At 65.0% G+C, this 16325-nt stretch carries 16 protein-coding genes; 9 read left to right on the top strand and 7 right to left on the bottom strand.

Annotated elements, in window-relative coordinates; genetic code table 11:
- Positions 1–7 precede the first annotated feature (7 nt).
- From F7O44_RS27385 to F7O44_RS27375, 3 genes are read left to right on the top strand one after another with little or no spacing between them, the layout of a single operon-like run.
- Positions 8–640 carry a winged helix-turn-helix domain-containing protein gene (locus F7O44_RS27385; RefSeq protein WP_162453501.1) on the top strand — a complete coding sequence of 211 codons (633 nt, stop codon included), beginning with the start codon at positions 8–10 and terminating at the stop codon, positions 638–640.
- Positions 637–1986: an MFS transporter gene (locus tag F7O44_RS27380; RefSeq protein WP_162453500.1), complete on the top strand. Its 1350-nt coding sequence runs from the start codon at positions 637–639 to the stop codon at positions 1984–1986. The genes F7O44_RS27385 and F7O44_RS27380 overlap by 4 nt, the downstream gene beginning before the upstream one ends.
- A complete protein-coding gene (locus tag F7O44_RS27375) occupies positions 1983–2165 on the top strand; it encodes a hypothetical protein (RefSeq protein WP_162453499.1) in 183 nt (60 codons plus the stop codon). The genes F7O44_RS27380 and F7O44_RS27375 overlap by 4 nt, the downstream gene beginning before the upstream one ends.
- Before the next feature lie 57 nt (positions 2166–2222).
- Here the strand turns inward: F7O44_RS27375 and purL are convergent, their stop codons facing one another.
- The 4 genes from purL to F7O44_RS27355 are packed head-to-tail and all read right to left on the bottom strand — an operon-like array spanning position 2223 to position 6431.
- Complete coding sequence (purL, locus tag F7O44_RS27370; protein ID WP_162453498.1) at positions 2223–4484, bottom strand: phosphoribosylformylglycinamidine synthase subunit PurL; 2262 nt, start codon at positions 4482–4484, stop codon at positions 2223–2225.
- Positions 4485–4531: 47 nt separating this feature from the next.
- Positions 4532–5203 (bottom strand): phosphoribosylformylglycinamidine synthase subunit PurQ, encoded by a 672-nt coding sequence (gene purQ, locus F7O44_RS27365; protein ID WP_162453497.1) that lies wholly within the window; start codon positions 5201–5203, stop codon positions 4532–4534.
- A gap of 55 nt (positions 5204–5258) precedes the next feature.
- Complete coding sequence (gene purS, locus F7O44_RS27360; protein ID WP_162453496.1) at positions 5259–5504, bottom strand: phosphoribosylformylglycinamidine synthase subunit PurS; 246 nt, start codon at positions 5502–5504, stop codon at positions 5259–5261.
- 51 nt (positions 5505–5555) lie between these two features.
- On the bottom strand, positions 5556–6431 hold the full coding sequence (locus F7O44_RS27355; RefSeq protein WP_343073930.1) for a phosphoribosylaminoimidazolesuccinocarboxamide synthase: 876 nt from the start codon (positions 6429–6431) through the stop codon (positions 5556–5558).
- Positions 6432–6583: 152 nt separating this feature from the next.
- On the opposite strand from F7O44_RS27355, the gene F7O44_RS27350 reads away from it, so the two are divergent.
- The 4 genes from F7O44_RS27350 to F7O44_RS27335 are packed head-to-tail and all read left to right on the top strand — an operon-like array spanning position 6584 to position 10182.
- A complete protein-coding gene (locus F7O44_RS27350) occupies positions 6584–7477 on the top strand; it encodes an ABC transporter substrate-binding protein (protein ID WP_162453494.1) in 894 nt (297 codons plus the stop codon).
- 7 nt (positions 7478–7484) lie between these two features.
- Positions 7485–8345 (top strand): amino acid ABC transporter permease, encoded by an 861-nt coding sequence (locus F7O44_RS27345; protein ID WP_162453493.1) that lies wholly within the window; start codon positions 7485–7487, stop codon positions 8343–8345.
- Between the two features lie 8 nt (positions 8346–8353).
- Positions 8354–9097 carry an amino acid ABC transporter ATP-binding protein gene (locus F7O44_RS27340; protein ID WP_162453492.1) on the top strand — a complete coding sequence of 248 codons (744 nt, stop codon included), beginning with the start codon at positions 8354–8356 and terminating at the stop codon, positions 9095–9097.
- Between the two features lie 23 nt (positions 9098–9120).
- Positions 9121–10182, top strand: a complete 1062-nt coding sequence (locus F7O44_RS27335) for a methyltransferase (protein WP_162453491.1) — start codon at positions 9121–9123, stop codon at positions 10180–10182.
- A gap of 31 nt (positions 10183–10213) precedes the next feature.
- On the opposite strand, the gene F7O44_RS27330 is transcribed toward F7O44_RS27335, so the two are convergent.
- Entirely contained in the window at positions 10214–11011 is a 798-nt protein-coding gene (locus F7O44_RS27330) for an LLM class F420-dependent oxidoreductase (protein WP_162453490.1), read from the bottom strand.
- 126 nt (positions 11012–11137) lie between these two features.
- Here F7O44_RS27330 and purB point away from each other — a divergent pair, with 126 nt between their 5' ends.
- Together purB and F7O44_RS27320 are read left to right on the top strand one after the other, a co-directional pair.
- Positions 11138–12571 (top strand): adenylosuccinate lyase, encoded by a 1434-nt coding sequence (purB, locus tag F7O44_RS27325; protein WP_162453489.1) that lies wholly within the window; start codon positions 11138–11140, stop codon positions 12569–12571.
- 222 nt (positions 12572–12793) lie between these two features.
- On the top strand, positions 12794–13606 hold the full coding sequence (locus F7O44_RS27320; RefSeq protein ID WP_162453488.1) for a helix-turn-helix domain-containing protein: 813 nt from the start codon (positions 12794–12796) through the stop codon (positions 13604–13606).
- Here the strand turns inward: F7O44_RS27320 and folE are convergent.
- Both folE and ftsH read right to left on the bottom strand, forming a co-directional pair.
- A complete protein-coding gene (gene folE / locus F7O44_RS27315) occupies positions 13593–14195 on the bottom strand; it encodes a GTP cyclohydrolase I FolE (RefSeq protein WP_162453487.1) in 603 nt (200 codons plus the stop codon). The genes F7O44_RS27320 and folE overlap by 14 nt on opposite strands.
- A 4-nt stretch (positions 14196–14199) precedes the next feature.
- Positions 14200–16212, bottom strand: a complete 2013-nt coding sequence (gene ftsH, locus F7O44_RS27310) for an ATP-dependent zinc metalloprotease FtsH (protein ID WP_162453486.1) — start codon at positions 16210–16212, stop codon at positions 14200–14202.
- Positions 16213–16325 lie beyond the last annotated feature (113 nt).

Raw genomic sequence — 16325 nt, 5'->3', positions numbered from 1 at the left:
TATTGTTATGGCCGACCATACGGGAACTCCAGACCATACTTCGGTTCCAGGGCAGCCCCCGACTCCGGACTATCCGCTCGACGAGCAGCTCTCTCTCAGCCGGCCGGATCAATACCGCGCCCTGTTCGAACAGACCCGCCAGGCGATCGTCGGCCTGCTTCTCGAGCGCGCGGCCACCACGTCTGACCTGGCGATTGCCCTCGAAAAGCCGAAGGGCACCGTGGGCCACCACCTCAAAGTGCTCGAAGATGCCGGCTTGGTTCGCGTCGTGCGCACCAAGCGGGTACGTGCGCTCGAAGCCAAGTACTACGGCCGCACCGCCCGCGTCTTCATCTTCCAGAAGGCGGGCGAGGCGGCCACCGTTCCACAACAGATCCTGTCGACAGCGGCTACCGAGATCGCCGAGGTACCAGCCGATACCGATCTGCCGCTTAATGCCAACGCCAGATACGCGCGTATCCCGGCCGAGCGGGCCGAGGAATGGAGCCAGCGCATCAACGAACTCATCATGGAATTCGCCGGTGAGCCACGGGGCGGTGACGTCACCTACGGTTTCGTCGCCGGTATCTACCCCACGAGTCGCAAGCGTCTTCCCGAGCCCGACCACGTGTCCGGCGCTGCCCCCGAGCAGCTCCCATGAGTTCCGTCGCCGCCAAGCCTCCCCGCCAACGGCTCGGGACGAACTACTGGCGACTGTTCTCCGCCACCACCGTCTCCAATCTCGGAGACGGCCTGATGACCGTCGCCGTGCCGTGGCTGGCCTCGGCCATCACGCGCGATCCCCTCCAGATCGCTCTGGTCACCCTAGCCACCCGGTTGCCCTGGCTGCTGTTCTCACTTCCCGCCGGCGTCATCACCGACCGCTTCGACCGGCGCCGGCTGGTGGCCTTGATGGATGTGGCGCGCAGTATCGCGATGTTCGCCTTCGCCGTCCTGGTCTTCGCCAACCAGGGCAGCCTTTCCATGCCAGAAGACATCGCCGACGGCACGGCGAGCCCGCCGGGCAATGCCGGCCTGCTCCTGGGACTGTTGTACCTGACCGCCCTGTTGATCGGCTTCGCCGAAGTGCTCAGAGACAACTCCGCTCAGACATTACTGCCGTCGATCGTCGCCAAAGACCGGTTGGAGAAGGCCAACGGCCGGATGTGGGGCGCAGAGACGGTGATGAACAACTTCATCGGCCCGCCCCTCGCCGGCGTCCTGCTGGGCGTCGCCTTCGCGCTGCCGTTCGTCATCAACGCCGGCACGTTCGCGGTAGCGGCGGCCCTGGTCTTCGCCCTCGCCGGAACCTTCGTCCCCAAAGGCCAGACCACGAGTGGACAGATCGCCTGGCGGGCCGAGATCGGCGAAGGGTTCCGCTGGCTGTGGAACCATCAGTTGCTCCGGTCGCTCGCGATCATTCTGGGCGGGCTCAACGCGATGTCGGCCACCTGCATGGCCATCATGGTGCTCTTCGCCCAGGAGATACTCGATCTCGACGCCGGGCGCTTCGGCCTGTTGCTGACCGGTGGGGCCGCCGGGGCGGTAGCCGGCTCACTGCTCGCCGACCGGGTCAGCCGGCGGCTGGGGCCTGGCACGTCCTTGTTCGTGTCCATGATCGGGATGGGCGCCGGCCTCGGCGTCATCGGGCTGCTCTCGATCGGCGCGGCAGTATGGGTGATCATGACCGGGACAGGATTCTTGATCGTCCTGTGGAACATCATCACCGTCTCGTTGCGCCAGACGATCATCCCCGATCATCTGCTCGGACGCGTCAACTCGGTCTACCGGTTCTTCGGATGGGGAACTATCTCGCTCGGCAGTTTGCTGGGTGGTGTGGTCGTGACGATCGGCGAGCCCTTGTTCGGCCGGGAATGGGCACTGCGCGCGCCGTTCCTGCTCGCCGCGGCGATCCATGTCGTCCTGCTGGTCTACGCCCTGCCTCGGATCAACACCGCACAGATCGACGCGGCGAGAGCAGCCGCGGAGAGATCGGAAAGCCTATGACGCACTTCCACGACTACCAGCGCCTGCACCGAGAGCGCACACGCGACCTTCACGACGCCGGGCTGCGGCACATCGCCGCCGAGAAACGACGCCTCGAACGCCGGTTGCTACGGCGCGAACGGCGACGTGCCCGCCTCGCCGCGAAGCTCGTCGAACTGGCACGTGCATGCCGAGCTTGATCATTGTCCTTCTTTAGGCGCTATCACACCTAAAGGAGGACAATGATCAAGGAGGCGTCATTCGCCGAAGGCCGCCGGGAGCGTTTCCTCGTGTGCGCGGCGCAGTTCATCCAGTCCGACACTGAACTGGCCCTGCACGTCCAGCACACCTTCGTCGTCGACCACGCCGATCCGCTCGTACGGGAATCCGCGCGCGCCGCACATCCCGGTGAACCGAACCTCTTCGGGGTGTGGCACGGCGACGATAGCCCGGGCCGTGGACTCCGAGAAGAGGAAGACGAACGGATCGAGCCCGGCCGGCGCCCACACCCGGGCACCGACGCCGTGCCGCAATACCGACTCCACGAGCGCTTGGGCGACCCCGCCATCCGACACGTCATGCGCGGCGGCGATCATTCCGTCACTCGCGGCGCTGCGCAGGATGTCCGCCAGCGCCTTCTCCGCACCGAGGTCAACCGCCGGCGGCAGCCCACCGAGATGCCCGTGGACGACGTTGGCCCACTCCGAACCACCGAACTCGTCACGGGTGTCGCCCAGCAGGTAGATGATGTGGCCAGGCGTCTGGAACCCATGGGGGACCCGGCGGCTGACGTCATCGAGGAGGCCGAGCACGCCCACCACCGGGGTGGGGTGGATCGCGGTCTCCGCGGTCTGGTTGTACAGCGATACGTTTCCACCCGTGACCGGCGTACCAAGGGCCTGGCAGCCATCAGCCAGGCCGCGCACCGCCTCGGCGAACTGCCACATCACCGCCGGGTCCTCGGGCGAGCCGAAATTCAGGCAGTTCGTCACCGCTACTGGGCGAGCACCCGTGACCGCCACGTTGCGGTAGGCCTCAGCGAGCGCGAGCTGCGCCCCGGCATAGGGATCAAGCTTGGCGAACCGCCCGTTGGCGTCGGTCGACATCGCGATACCCAGGCCCGTTTCGGCATCGATGCGCAGCACACCAGCGTCCTCCGGCTGGGCCAGCACGGTGTTGCCTAGCACGTACCGGTCGTACTGGTCGGTCACCCACGCCCGTGAGCACAGGTTCGGCGAGGCAACCATCCGCAGCAGCGTCGAGCGCAGTTCGTCACCATCGGCCGGTCGAGCCAGTCCTGCCGGCGATGCCGCCTGCAGCTCGTCCTGCCAGTCCGGGCGCGCGTAGGGACGCTCGTAGACCGGGCCCTCGTGGGCGACGGTGCGTGGAGGCACATCGACGACGGTCTCACCACGCCACTCGATAGTCAGCCGGTCGGAATCGTCAACCTCACCGATGACGTCGGCCTGGACATCCCATTTCGCGCAGATCTTCATGAACCGCTCGACGTTGCCAGGCTCGACGACCGCCATCATCCGTTCCTGCGACTCGCTCATGAGGATCTCCTCGGGAGCAAGCGTGGAGTCTCGCAGCGGAACCCGGTCCAGGACTACGTGCATGCCGCCGTCGCCGGCACTGGCCAGCTCGGAGGTGGCGCATGACAGGCCAGCACCGCCGAGGTCCTGGATGCCCGCGATGAGGTCTTCGGCGAACAGCTCCAGCGTGCACTCGATCAGCAGCTTCTCCATGAAAGGGTCGCCGACCTGAACACTGGGGCGCTTGGCCGGCCCCTCGGACTCGAACGTCTCCGAGGCAAGTACGGAGACACCTCCGATACCGTCTCCGCCGGTACGCGCCCCGTAGAGGATGACCTGGTTCCCCGGCCCCGACGCGTGTGCGAGATGCAGGTCTTCGTGCCGCATCACACCCACACAGAGCGCGTTGACCAGAGGATTGCCGGCATACGAGGCATCGAACACCACTTCGCCGCCGACGTTCGGCAGGCCTAGGCAGTTGCCGTAGCCGCCGACACCGGCGACGACGCCCGGCAAGACGCGCTGGGTATCGGGCGCGTCCAGCGGGCCGAAACGTAGCGAGTCCATGACGCCGACCGGCCGGGCGCCCATCGCCAGGATGTCGCGGACGATGCCGCCGACGCCGGTAGCAGCGCCCTGATACGGCTCGACGTAGGACGGGTGGTTGTGCGACTCGACCTTGAACGTGACCGCGTAGCCCTGTCCTACGTCGACCACGCCGGCGTTCTCACCGATACCCGCGAGCAGTTTGCCGACCGGCGTCTCCTGCTGGAGTTCCCCGAAACGGCGCAGATGCATCTTGCTCGACTTGTACGAGCAGTGCTCGGACCACATCACGCTGTACATCGCCAGCTCGGAGCTGGTCGGGCGGCGCCCGAGGATGTCACGGATGCGCTGGTACTCGTCTTCCTTCAGACCGAGTTCTTTCCACGGCTGAACCAGGTCAGGTGTCTTTGTCGCGTTGTCAACGGTGTCAATGGTCACGCTCGGAACTCCTCACTCGGCCCTCGCTCGTCGCCTCGCCGTTCCGGTCATGCCGCCAGCACCGACTCCAGTACCGAGGTGAAGAAGCCGAGACCGTCAGTGCTCGGCCCGGTCAGCGCCTCGACCGCGTGTTCCGGATGCGGCATCAGGCCGACCACGTTGCCGCGTTCATTGCGGACACCTGCGATCTCGCGGTACGAGCCGTTGGGGTTGCAGTCGAGGTATCGCGCGACAACCTGTCCCTGGGCTTCGAGGCGGTCGAGGGTGAAATCGTCGGCCACGAAACCACCCTCACCGTTCTTCAACGGGATGACGATCTCCTGGCCCTCGCTGTAGGCCGAGGTCCAGGGTGTAGAGGCGTCCTCGATCCGCAGCTTCTGGTCACGGCAGACGAACTTGCGGTGGTCGTTGCGCACAAGAGCGCCCGGCAGGAGGTGAGCTTCGCACAGCACCTGGAAGCCATTGCAGATCCCGAGCACCGGCATGCCACCCCGGGCGGCATCGATCAGCGGCTCCATGATCGGGGCGAACCGGGCGATCGCGCCGCACCGCAGATAGTCGCCGTATGAGAAGCCACCAGGCAGGACTATCGCATCCACACCCTTGAGGTCGGCGTCTCCGTGCCACAGCGAGACAGCGTCGCCAGCGGCGATCCGCACCGCGCGGATGGCATCGCTGTCGTCCAGCGAACCTGGGAAAGTCACGACTCCGATTTTCACGCTCGGGCTCCTCGTTCGTCCCGCGCTTGTCGCCTCGCCGCTCTGATACCAGCGGTCACGGTTCGACTCTTAGCGAGAAGTCTTCGATGACCGGGTTGGAAAGCAGCGTGGACGCGGCTCGCTCGATCTCTGCGACCACCTCAGGGGTGGCTATCCCCTCGAGTTCGATTTCGAACCGCTTCCCCTGCCGCACCGCGGCAACACCGTCGAAGCCCAGGCGGTTCAGGGCACCGTGTACGGCTTTGCCTTGAGGGTCGAGGATTTCGGGCTTGAGCATGACGTCGACGACGACACGTGCCACGGGCAGACGCTCCTTGCGCGGCTTAAGAGACTTGGGCACAGCAAGGATACGTCAAACGAACGCGTGACCGGTCAGGCGCTCGTAGGCTTCGACATAGCGCGCGCGGGTGCGCTGCACTATCTCATCGGGCAGCGGCGGAGGAGGCTCACCGCTCGCGCGGTTCCAGCCCGACGATGCCGAGGTGAGCCAATCGCGTACGAACTGCTTGTCGAACGACGGCTGAGCGCGGCCCGGCTGCCACGAGTCGAGCGGCCAGAACCGCGAGGAGTCCGGCGTCAGGACTTCGTCGGCCAGCACCACCGTGCCGTCGGCGCGCAGTCCGAACTCGACCTTCGTGTCGGCGAGGACGATGCCACGTTGACGGGCAATCGCCTCACCGCGTGAATAGATCTCCAGGGTCAGCTGCCGTAGCTTGTTCGCGAGTTCCGTACCGGCGGCCTTCTCCACGTAAGAGAAGTCCACGCTCTCGTCGTGTTCGCCGATCTCCGCCTTCGTCGTCGGTGTGAAGATCGGCTCGTCGAGCCGGGAGCCGTCGACCAGACCGGCCGGCAGCGCGATGCCGCTCACGGTTTCGCTCTGCCGGTACTCGACCAGCCCGGAACCGGTCAGATACCCACGTGCGATGCACTCCACCGGCACCATCGTGAGCTTTTCCACCAGGACGCCGCGCCCGGCCACGGCGTCCGGAACGTCGGCGGACACGACGTGGTTCGGCAGCACATCGGCAAGTTGTTCGAACCACCACAACGACATCGCGGTGAGGACGCGTCCCTTGTCGGGAATCGGCGAAGCGAGCACGTAGTCATACGCGGAGATCCGGTCGCTGGCGACGATCAACAGCCTGCTGTTGTCGTCCTCGGGCTCGTATAAGTCACGGACTTTGCCCGAGTAGACGTGCCGGTAGCCCGGAAGCGGCGGTGCAGTCACGCATCGCAGCGTACCGGCTGGCCTGAACGGCCGCCCAAAGCAGGGACGACGCCCGTCCCACTCCTCCCGGGTGCTCGTCTCCGCGCATCGCAAATTCTCGAAATTCGAAACCAGTGGACCAGTATTTGGACATGCCAGATACCATCTCCGGTATGCCACGTTTGTCTCGAGCTTTTCTTGCCAGTCTGCCGATAACCGCACTGCTACTCGTCGCCGCCTGCGGGTCCGACGACGACGGGACCGCCGCATCGTCCGGCGACGACGCGGCCGACTCCACAGTAGACGAAAATGATCAGTGCACGCCGGAAAGCCTCGAGACACTGACGCCCGGCACCCTGACCCCCGCGACCGGACAACCCTCCTACGAGCCGTGGATCGTCGGCAACGAACCGGAGAACGGCGAAGGTTTCGAAGGCGCGGTGACGTATGCGGTGGCCGAACGGCTCGGCTTCACCGCTGACGACGTCACCTGGACTCGGGTCGACTTCAATGCCGCCATCCAGCCCGGGCCGAAAGACTTCGACTTCGCCGTCAGCCAGTTCTCCATCACCGAAGAGCGCAAGGCCGCCGTGGACTTCTCGTCGTCGTACTACGACGTCGCCCAGACGGTGATCGCCGTCGAGGGCAACCCGGCCGCGGACGCGGCTTCGCTCGAAGAGCTCCGTGACCTGCGCCTGGGCGCCCAAGTGGGCACCACGAGCCTGCAGGCGCTGGAATCCGCCATCGAACTCGACAACGAACCGTCGGTCTTCAACACCAACGACGACGCCAAGCTCGCCCTGGACAACGGCCAGATCGACGGACTCGTAGTCGACTTGCCCACTGCGTTCTACATGACAGCAGTAGAGATCGAAAACGGTGTGATCGTCGGCCAGCTGCCGGACGCCGGCGGCGAGCCGGAGCAGTTCGGTCTACTGCTGGACAAGGACAGCGCGCTCACCGAGTGTGTCACCCAGGCCGTGGACTCCCTGCGCGAAGACGGCACGCTCGACGCTCTCAAGCAGGAATGGCTGGCCGAGGTAGCCGACGCGCCAGAACTATCCTGACGGCTAGTTGAGTACCACATCCACGTTCGAGCCGAGCGAGCTCGAGCAGAAACGGCGGCAGTACCGCCAGTCGCGGGCCAGGCGATCGACGGCGGTCGCCCTGCTCAGCACACTCGTGTTCGCCGTTGTCGCCTATCTCACGGTCACCAACGCACCCGGCTGGGAGCGGACCAGAGCTACGTTTTTCGACTTCTCGTACGGCTGGGAGGTCCTGCCGACTGTCCTCGAAGGACTGTGGCTGAATATCCGAGTCCTGGTGGTGGCCGCCGTGGCGGTGGTCGTGGTTGCGCTCGCGCTGGCGCTCTTACGGACGTTGCGCGGGCCGATCTTTCTTCCTTTGCGGCTGATGGCCACCCTTTACACGGATCTGTTCCGCGGCATGCCGCTGCTGATCGTGTTGTACCTCGTGGGGTTCGGTTTGCCGGCGCTGCGGCTCGACTGGGTGCCCAGCAGTGCCGCTGTGCTCGGGACGATCGCGCTAGTGCTCACCTACTCGGCGTATGTCGCGGAGGTGTTCCGAGCCGGAATCGAAGCGGTCCATCCGAGCCAGCGCTCGGCGGCTCGTTCGCTCGGCCTGACCTACCGGCAGACCATGCGGATCGTCGTTTTGCCACAAGCGGTCCGCAAAGTCACACCGCCGCTGCTCAATGATTTCGTGGCACTCCAGAAGGACGTGGGGCTGATCTCGGTACTCGGCGCGGTGGATGCCATCCGGCGTGCCCAGATCGAGGTCGCGCAGACGTTCAACTTCACCCCCTATGTGATGGCCGGGCTGCTTTTCGTCCTGTTGGCTGTACCTTCGGCGCGGATCGCGGACTGGGTGACCAATCGGGCGGCTCGCCGCCAGCAAGCCGGAGGTCTGGTGTGAGTCCGCGCATGCCTGTGTTGTCCATCGACGGGGTCGTCAAGTTCTTCGGGGACCATCAGGTGCTGCGTGGCATCAGCCTGGACGTCGCCGAGCATCAAGTCGTGACCGTGATCGGATCGTCCGGGTCCGGCAAGTCGACACTCATGCGCTGCGTCAACCTGCTCGAGGTGATCGACGACGGCGTGATCAGCCTCGATGGTGAGGACATCACCGATCCTCGGGTCGACCCCGATCACGTTCGCCGGCGGATCGGCGTGGTGTTTCAGGCTTACAACCTATTCCCACACATGACCGTCCTGGACAACATCACTCTCGCCCCCCGCGTGGTCCACGGCGCATCCCGGGATGAGGCCGAGGAACGCGCCCGCGAACTGCTCCAGCGAGTTGGACTGAGCGACAAAGCTGGTGAGTACCCCGACCGGCTGTCCGGAGGCCAGCAGCAGCGAGCGGCCATTGTCCGGGCCCTGGCCACCGATCCGCGGCTGCTGCTCCTGGATGAGATCACCAGCGCGCTGGACCCCGAACTGGTCGGAGATGTCCTGCGTCTCGTCCGGGAACTGGCCGAGCAAGGTATGACCATCCTCATGGCCACCCACGAGATGGGGTTCGCCAAACAGGTGGCCGATCACGTGTGTTTCCTCGACCAAGGTGTTGTCCTCGAACATGGCCCGCCCGCGCAGGTACTCGGCGATCCGATCGAAGCACGCACCAGGCAGTTCTTGGCCCGCATCATCGATGCGGGCCGGCTCTAGCACCCGACGATGGGGACCTGGATATGAATCAGCCGCCCGCTTCCGAGCAAACAGTTCGTACAGCCGACGCTCGGACCACTGCCATGCGCTCCATTCTCGGTGGCATGGCAGCTCAGGTCATCGCTACCGCGACCCGCATGGGCGTCCCCGACACGCTAGGTGATGGCCCGACCGCGGCCGAGGACGTCGCCGAGCGATGCGGCGTACCGTCCCAGTCGATGACTCGACTGCTTCGGGCACTGGCCGCGCTGGGGTTGTGCGCCGAAGACCAATCAGATCAGTTCGCGCTTACCGAAGCCGGGAACCTGCTGCGCCGCGATCACCCTGCCTCACTGCATGGCTTCGCCCGAATGTTCACCGATCCCGTGATGCTGGGCGCATGGAACCGGCTGGACACCGCGATGCAGACCGGCGAACCCCAGTTCAACGATGTCTTTGGCGCGCCCTTCTTCGACCATCTGGCCGGGCAGCCAGAGCTTTCCGCCTTGTTCAACACCTCGATGAGTCAGGCCACCCGTGCCGTTGGTGCCACGCTGCCCGGACATTACGACTTCGGCAGCTACGAGACCGTCGTTGATGTTGGAGGAGGCGACGCAACGCTGTTATCAGCCATTCTGACCAGCCATCCGCACCTCCACGGCACGGTGTACGACACCCCCAGCGGCGCCGCTCAGGCTCCTGACACGCTCGACGAGGCTGGACTCGCGCGAAGAGCTGGTGTCGAACATGGAGACTTCTTCGACAGCGTGCCTCACGGAGCAGACCTCTATCTACTCAAGAGCATCGTCCACGACTGGAACGACGCCGACGCGAGCCTGATCCTTCGGAACTGCCGTGCCGCCGCACCCGAACATGGCCGGCTGCTGATCATCGAGCCAGTTCTGCCAGATGTAGTGCCACCGGATGCCCGGCCCGGTATATACCTCAGCGATCTCAACATGCTCGTGAACCTCGGGGGCCGCGAGCGCACGCGAGCGGAATTCACCGAACTGTGCGCGGGCGCGGGATTCGAGATCACCCGGTTTGTGCCGCTCCCACCAAAGGTGGGCTTCTACATCATCGAGGCAGCACCAAGCCCTCGATAACGCGCCTGGCGATCATGTCTCTGACCGCACTCTATCGGTTGGCTGCGTTGTATTGATCACGCCAGGCCACCCACTCGCGCACCGAATCCAGGTTGAAGTCCGGCCCCGATACGCCGATGGTGAACAATGTGGCGCCGGATTCGATCAGCGGGCGGGCAAACGACGCCGGAGGGGTCTTGCCGAGGGCAGGCACCGCTACTGACCTCTCGATGGTGTTCCGGTCGCGGCGCACATCTACGCAGTGGTCGGCCAGAATCCGGCTCTTACGGACCAACGCGTTCACGTCCGAGAAGCTGTGCCAGATATCGGCGTGCTCGGCGACCATTCGTAATGTCTTACGCTCGCCACCACCCCCGATGAGGATCGGGATGTTGCGTGTGGGAAGCGGATTGAGCTTGCGCCACCGGGCACGAATCCGGGGCAGCGCCTGCGCGAGGTCGGCCAGCCGAGTGCCCGGTGTGCCGAATTCGTAGCCGTACTCGTCGTAGTCTCGCTGAAACCAGCCGGCGCCGATGCCGAGGATCAGCCGGCCGTTGCTCATGTGATCGACGGTACGCGCCATGTCAGCCAGCAGATCGGGATTTCGATAGCTGTTGCAGGTGACGAGGGCGCCGATTTCGGCGCGACTCGTCAACTCGGCCCAGGCACCGAGCATGGTCCAGCACTCGAAGTGCAGACCTTCGGAGTCGCCGCTGAGGGGGAAGAAGTGGTCCCAGTTGAAGATGATGTCAACGCCAGTTTCCTCAGCTTCGACCACCGCCATACGGATCCGCTTGTAGTCCGCGTGCTGCGGCTGAATCTGGACACCGATGCGAATCGGACGGTTCACGCGCTTTGCCCTTTCGTCCGGCTGTGACGACTTCAGATACCTGTGTCCTCACGACCTTACCCACGATCGGTGCCGACATCGGCACCGTATCCGCTGCTCGGAACTCGGTACGGGAGAATAGGCGTCGTGCCCGAGAAATCAGTCGTTCGCAATGTCCTCGCCGCCCGCTACGCCTCACCAGAACTCACCCGGCTCTGGTCGGCAGAACAGAAGGTCGTTCTGGAGCGTCAGCTCTGGTTGGCGGTCTTGCGTACCCAGCGCGACCTCGGTGTGGAGGTCCCCGAGGGCGCCATCGACGCCTACGAGGCGGTACTTCACGATGTAGATCTCGAGAGCATCGCTACCCGCGAGCGGATCACCCGGCACGACGTCAAGGCGCGGATCGAGGAGTTCAACGCCCTCGCCGGATATGAGCATATCCACAAAGGCATGACCAGCCGCGATCTCACAGAGAACGTCGAACAGCTACAGATCCGGCTGTCTCTGGAGCACGTCCGTGACCGGATGGTCTCGACACTCGTGCGGCTGGCAGCCAGGGCCGGCGAATACTCAGACCTGGTCCTGGCCGGGCGCAGCCACAACGTTGCCGCCCAAGCCACCACGTTGGGCAAGCGTTTCGCCACCGCGGCCGACGAACTGCTCGTGGCATACGAGCGGGTGAACGAGTTGATCAGCCGCTATCCGCTGCGGGGGATCAAGGGCCCGGTCGGCACCGCCCAGGACATGCTGAACCTCCTTGGCGGCGACCCGGCGCGCTTGGCCGAACTCGAGCACCGGATCGCGGCTCACCTCGGCTTCACCCGGGTGTTGAGTAGCGTCGGCCAGGTCTATCCCCGCTCGCTCGACCACGACGTATTGTCGGCGCTCGTCCAGGTGGCAGCCGGTCCGTCCAGCCTGGCGGTCACCATCCGGTTGATGGCCGGTCACGAACTCGCCACCGAAGGTTTCCAGGCCGGTCAGGTGGGCTCCAGCGCGATGCCGCACAAGATGAACACCCGCTCCTGTGAACGGGTCAACGGCCTCGCCGTCGTACTTCGCGGATATGCGTCAATGGCAGCGGAGCTCTCGGGAGCTCAATGGAACGAAGGCGACGTCTTCTGCTCGGTGGTCCGCCGGGTCGCATTGCCCGATGGCTTCTTCGCTGTCGACGGGCTGTTCGAGACCTTCCTGACCGTGCTGGACGAGTTCGGCGCATACCCCGCCGTCATCGGCCGCGAACTCGACCGCTACCTGCCCTTCCTGGCCACCACGGCCGTCCTGATGGCGGCCGTCAAGGCAGGTGTCGGGCGCGAGACCGCCCATGAAGCGATCAAGAAGCACGCCGTGGATGTCGCACTAGACATGCGTGAGCGTGGCGCAGAACGCAACGACCTCCTCGACCGGCTGGCGGCCGACACTCGTCTGAACATCAGCCACGACCAGCTCGACGCGCTGGTCGGCTCCCCGCTGACCTTCACTGGCGCAGCCACCACCCAGGTCGCGCAGGTCCTCCAACGGGTAGAGGACGTCGCGGCGGCTTACCCCGAAGCCGCAGCCTATACACCTGCCCCCATCCTCTGACCCGACCCCAGCAGACATACCCAGCAGACATGTCCAGGTAGACAGCTGCGGGTCGTGCGACACCGGAGTGAGACACACACCCCTTCGGGTTCGGTGACATAGACGCCAACTGTTGGCCTCCGTGTCACCGACTTCGAAGTGCGGTAGCCAGGTCTCACGAGTTATCCACAGGCTAGCGACAAGCCCTTGGCCGATGCCGTGGCAGACCGGCATGCTCGGGGCATGGAAGCGGCCTCCTTGATCCTCGAAGCCCGGCACTCCGCCGGCCTGACACAGGTCGAGCTGGCCGCCCGTGCGGGTATCAGCCGGTACACGTTGTCGCACTACGAACGCGGGCGTCGTGTTCCGACGATAGCGACGCTAGAAATAGTGCTGGCTGCCGCCGGGCGACAACTTCGGGTCGACCTCGAGTTGTTGAACGCCGATGTCAGGGCGGCGATCGAGCGCCAGGCCGCGGAGCCGATAGGAGCATGCGAAGCGGCCGCCGCATGGGAGTACTTGACCTGGATGTCCAGGCTGGAATATCGCTTCGAGGGCTTGGCGGCCGCAAATCTCCTGGGCGCACCGGTGCCAGTTGACGTCATTGACATCGGTGTGGCCGACGAGCCGGCCACCTTCGAGGCCTTGGCCCTGTGGTTGCGGGATGAGGCAGGGATGCTCCGCTCACCAGACATGCCGAGGTATGAGATGTGGCATCCGGAGGGCGATCCGAAAACCGCGGGCGAGACCATGACCCGGATCATCGGCGACAGCTGTCCGGACCGATGGTTCTGGATCCGTGCTGGCCTGCATCACATTCGGCTTCGACTTTCACCATCAGCGAGCCTGGCTCGATACGTCCGGCTGAGCACTCCCCATGGATCGATCAAGGTGCAGCCTTTCCATGAGATCGAGAGCCCTGGCGCCAGCCGCGAGGTCGCCCGGGTGTTGGGCGTGATGCGCGACTGGTTGACCGAACAAGCAACCGCGACGGCAGCCACAGCCACCGCGGCAGCCGAGCCAGAACGGCCTACCGGCACGGCTACCGGCCGATGATCAGGCTCATTGCTTCCGAACGCGTCGCAGGATCACGCAACTGCCCGCGTACGGCGCTCGTGACGGTCTTGGATCCGGGCTTGCGGACCCCGCGCATCGTCATACACAGGTGTTCCGCCTCGACGACCACGATGACTCCGGTCGGCTTGAGCAGGTCCACCATAGAGTCCGCCACCTGGGTGGTCAGCCGCTCTTGAACCTGGGGCCGCTTGGCAAACACGTCTACCAGCCGGGCCAGCTTCGACAGGCCGGTGATCCGGCCGTCGTCACCCGGGATGTAGCCGACGTGGGCATACCCGTAGAACGGCACCAGGTGATGCTCACACATGGAGGCCAGCTCGATGTCCTTGACCAGGATGAGTTCGTCGTGCCCGAGCTCGAAAGTCGTGGTCAAAGCCTGTGCTGGGTCCTGGCCGAGGCCACGGAACATCTCCTCATAGGCGCGGGCTACCCGGGCGGGCGTGTCCAGTAGCCCTTCACGCTCGGGGTCCTCGCCGATGCCCGCAAGGAGTTCGCGGACGGCTTGTTCGACCCTCGCGTGATCGAACGCGCCGCCCGCGGCCTGAGCGCGCGCCGGAACCTCGCCCACGAGATCAGCTCCCGGATGTCTCGTCGGCCGACCCGCTCCCACCGAGGCTAGGCTGGTCGGCTCCCACTGTGGCCGTTTCTTCGCTGTGGTCTGCTTCGGAGCCGTTGCTGGAGATCTTCACCGGAACATCGACAGGACCGAGCTCGGACGGCTTACGTGTGGCTGACCCGGTCCAGGCCGGGCGACGCCCGAGTTTGCGGACCTCCAGGAAGAGTTCGGCGACCTCTTCCTTGTTGAGGGTCTCACGCTCGAGCAACGCGACCACCAGCGAGTCGAGGATGTCGCGGTTCTCCACAAGTATGTCGAACGCCTCTTGGTGGGCGGTCTCGATCAGCTTGCGGACCTCTTCGTCCACCTGCCCCGCGACCTCTTCGGAGTAGTCGCGCTGATGGCCCATCTCCTTGCCGAGGAACGGCTCGGAGCTGTCGGAGCCGAACTTGATGGCACCCAGCCGCTCGGTCATGCCGTACTGGGTCACCATCCGCCGGGCCAAGGTGGTGGCTTTGTCGATGTCGTTGGCCGCGCCGGTTGTGGGGTCGTGGAACACGAGCTCTTCGGCTGCTCGCCCGCCCATCATGTAGGCGAGCTGGTCGAGCATCTCGTTGCGCGTGGTGGAGTACTTGTCCTCGTCAGGCAGCACCATGGTGTAGCCGAGCGCACCGCCGCGGGGCAGGATCGTCACTTTGTGAACGGGGTCGGTGTGGTGCAGCGCCGCCGCTACCAGAGCGTGGCCGCCCTCGTGGTATGCGGTGATGCGCTTCTCTTCGTCCTTCATCAGCCGCGAACTCTTCTGCGGACCCGCGATGACCCGATCGATCGCTTCGTCCATGAACTTGGGCGTGATGACCTTGGCGTCGTTGCGGGCACTCAGCAGCGCGGCTTCGTTCAACACGTTGGCGAGGTCAGCACCGCTGAAACCCGGCGTACGGCGAGCGACCGTCATGAGGTCGACATCAGGTGCCAGCGGCTTGCCACGGGCGTGGACCTCGAGGATTTTGCGCCGGCCGTCGAGATCAGGAGCGGCCACGGTGATCTGGCGATCGAACCGGCCCGGCCGCAGCAGCGCCGGGTCGAGAATGTCCGGCCGGTTGGTAGCCGCGATCAAGATCACGTTGGTCTTGACGTCGAAGCCGTCCATCTCCACGAGAAGCTGGTTCAGCGTCTGCTCACGCTCGTCGTGCCCGCCGCCCATGCCGGCGCCACGGTGCCGCCCGACGGCGTCGATCTCGTCGACGAAGACGATGGCCGGTGCGTTCTCCTTGGCCTCCTTGAAGAGGTCACGGACCCGCGAAGCACCTACACCGACGAACATCTCGACGAAGTCCGAACCCGAGATCGAGTAGAACGGCACACCGGCTTCACCGGCGACAGCCCGGGCGAGCAGTGTCTTACCGGTGCCGGGCGGGCCGTAGAGCAGAACACCCTTGGGAATCTTGGCCCCGACGGCCTGGAACTTCGCGGGCTCCTGCAAGAACTCTTTGATCTCGTGCAGTTCTTCGATGGCCTCGTTGGCACCGGCGACGTCGGCGAACGTCGTCTTCGGCGCGTCCTTCGAGGCGAGCTTGGCCTTGTTCTTACCGAACTGCATCATCCGCCCGCCGGCGCCCTGCATGCGGCTGATGAAGAAGATGATCAGCGCGACGAGCAGCAGCAGCGGCAGGACCGTACCCAGCACCGCCATCCATGGGTTGGACTGCGGAATGTCGACGTCGTAGCCCTCGGCCAATGTGCCGTCGCGGGCCTGCTGGCGCAGCTCACTCTCGAGTTCGAGGTCCTGACCCTCGACGTAGTACGCCCAGATCTCTTCGCCGTCGTTGAGGGTCAGCTCGATCCGCTGGACGTCACCACCGATGATCAAGGCCGACGAGACATTGCCGTCCTCGACCTCATGTATCGCGCGGGCAGTATCGACATGCTCCGGGCTGTCGCCATTGGACAGGAAGTTGTTCAGCATGACCGCCACGAGGACGAACATGATGAACCATATCGCCGGTCGGAGAAATCGCTTAGCGTTCATGATGCGGGGTCAGGACCCCGTTCCTCCTGCTGAGTCGGGTCCACCTCCGGCTGGCACGACATAGCGGTAGGCCGCACACATCCCAAGGTGTCGGATCGTTACGACGATACCCT

The organism is Phytoactinopolyspora mesophila, assembly GCF_010122465.1.
Classification (GTDB): domain Bacteria; phylum Actinomycetota; class Actinomycetes; order Jiangellales; family Jiangellaceae; genus Phytoactinopolyspora; species Phytoactinopolyspora mesophila.
The sequence above is the reverse complement of the archived record's forward strand: the minus strand, read 5'-3'. Positions and strand labels throughout refer to the sequence as shown.